This is a genomic window from Paenibacillus xylaniclasticus (genome assembly GCF_004001065.1).
In the GTDB taxonomy this organism is placed as follows: domain Bacteria; phylum Bacillota; class Bacilli; order Paenibacillales; family Paenibacillaceae; genus Paenibacillus_T; species Paenibacillus_T xylaniclasticus.
Genome location: NZ_BIML01000083.1, coordinates 1 through 1925 on the forward strand (window position 1 = coordinate 1; position 1925 = coordinate 1925).

Annotated in this window: 1 protein-coding gene; it reads right to left on the reverse strand. The window is 47.0% G+C overall.

Going from position 1 to position 1925, the window contains the following annotated elements; genetic code table 11:
• Nucleotides 1–1725: condensation domain-containing protein (locus PXY01_RS22020; RefSeq protein WP_164744553.1), on the reverse strand; the 1725-nt coding region annotated here is incomplete at its 3' end.
• Nucleotides 1726–1925 lie beyond the last annotated feature (200 nt).

A 1925-nucleotide genomic window follows, 5' to 3' on the forward strand; every position in this document is an offset into this window, starting at 1 on the left:
TGCCTTCTCCAGTAGATGCCCGTCTCCGACCAGCCACCCGCTTCCGCTGTCGCGGAGCATATACGTCATCCGCTCCTGCGGATATGACGGGTCAATCGGCACGTATGCGCCGCCTGCCTTCAGAATGCCGAGAATACCTGCGATCATCTCCAACGATCGCTCAGCCAAGAGACCAACACGGCTGTCTGCTGTCACGCCCAGCTTCCGCAGCTTACGCGCCAGCCGGTTCGCCCGTGCGTTCAGATCTCGGTATGTCACCTGCTCCATTTCACTCACTACTGCAATGCGATCCGGTGTACGCTCCACCTGCTCCTCGAACAGCTGATGGATCGTCTTCCCTTCGGGATACGGAGCTTCCGTCGCATTGAATTCATGGGTCAATAGATGCTTCTCTTCCGTGGTCAGCATCTCCAATTCCCCGATCATGGCTCCCGGTATCTCTACCACACGGCGTATCAGCTCATGCAAATGACTTTTTATTTGCCCGATTACAGTATCGCTGTATACCGCCTGATTATATGAAAATCTGATCCACAGCGATTCTCCCGGTATGACAATCAGATTCAGATCATAATTCGTTTGTTCGAAATTTTGAACACGCTCAACTTCAAAGCCAATTTCTCCGTCTTCTGTCATTTGCCTCAGCTGCGTTTCAACCGGGTAATTCTCGAATACCATAATTTGCTTAATGAGCTGTTGCTTTAAGCTGCTGACGTTCTGTACCTCTGACAACGATACGTATTCATGCTCTTGGGACTGCAACGCTTCAAGCTGCACCCTCTTAAGCACATCTTCCAGACGTTCGTCAGACTTGAATTGGATTCGCACAGGTATCGTATTTATAAACAGTCCAATCATGTGCTCTACACCGGTCAGATTCGCTGGCCTGCCCGCTACAACCGCGCCGAATACAACATCCTCGATGTTGTTGTACTTGGCTAGTACGATTGCCCACAACGTTTGCATCATCGTGTTAAGCGTTACTTGATTTTGTCTCGCGATCTCCTCCAGCCTGCGGGTCAGCTCTTCCTCTATCTTCAGCATTTCTTCACGGTGTACATAAGGCTGCTGCCCCGTACGTTGGCCAGGCAATTCTGGATTAACCGTATAGTCCATCAAATACGACTTCCAGTATGCCAGCGATTCTCCCTTGTCCTTGCTTACCAGCCAATCGATATAATCACTATATGGGTAAACCTCTCCTAACTCCACAGGAGACCCATTCCTCAAGCTGTTATAAATCTGCATAAATTCACGAATAATGATATTTTGGCACCAACCGTCCATAATGATATGGTGATTGCTCCAGACAATGACGTAGGATCGCGAACTTGTTCGGATAAGCGTAAAGCGCATCAATATGTCCGTACTTAATTCAAACCCTCTGCTCCGATCCTCTTGAAGCAGGTTTTGAATAAGCTTCTCCTGTTGCTCTTCGTCCTGATCCGACAAATCCTCCACTGTCAAATCAATCATTTGCTCCGACAAAACCACCTGCAGTGGTTTTTCAGTTCCTTCGTATATAAATACCGTACGCAGCACTTCGTAACGGTCTACAATCTGCTTGTAGGCCTCCTTAAAGCAATCCGTATCGATTACGCCTTGCACATACAACACTTTCTGTTCGAAATAGGCGTCTGTTTTTTCAAGCAAGGTATGAAAGAGAATCCCTTCTTGCATAGGAGAAAGTGGATAAATTTTATTGATTTCCGGTTCAAACGACATTAGAACCACACCTTCCTGGATGCTGTTCATCATAACTTGCCAAGAACTGTTCAAAGAAGCAGACGGTATGGTTGACAAATAATGATGAAGTGCATATTCATCAACCATACCCGCTCTGTATCTTGCTACTTACGATTGCTCTTCCTGGTCATTTTCGACAAAATCGATTTAGACAAATGAGACAGATCATCCATCGACAA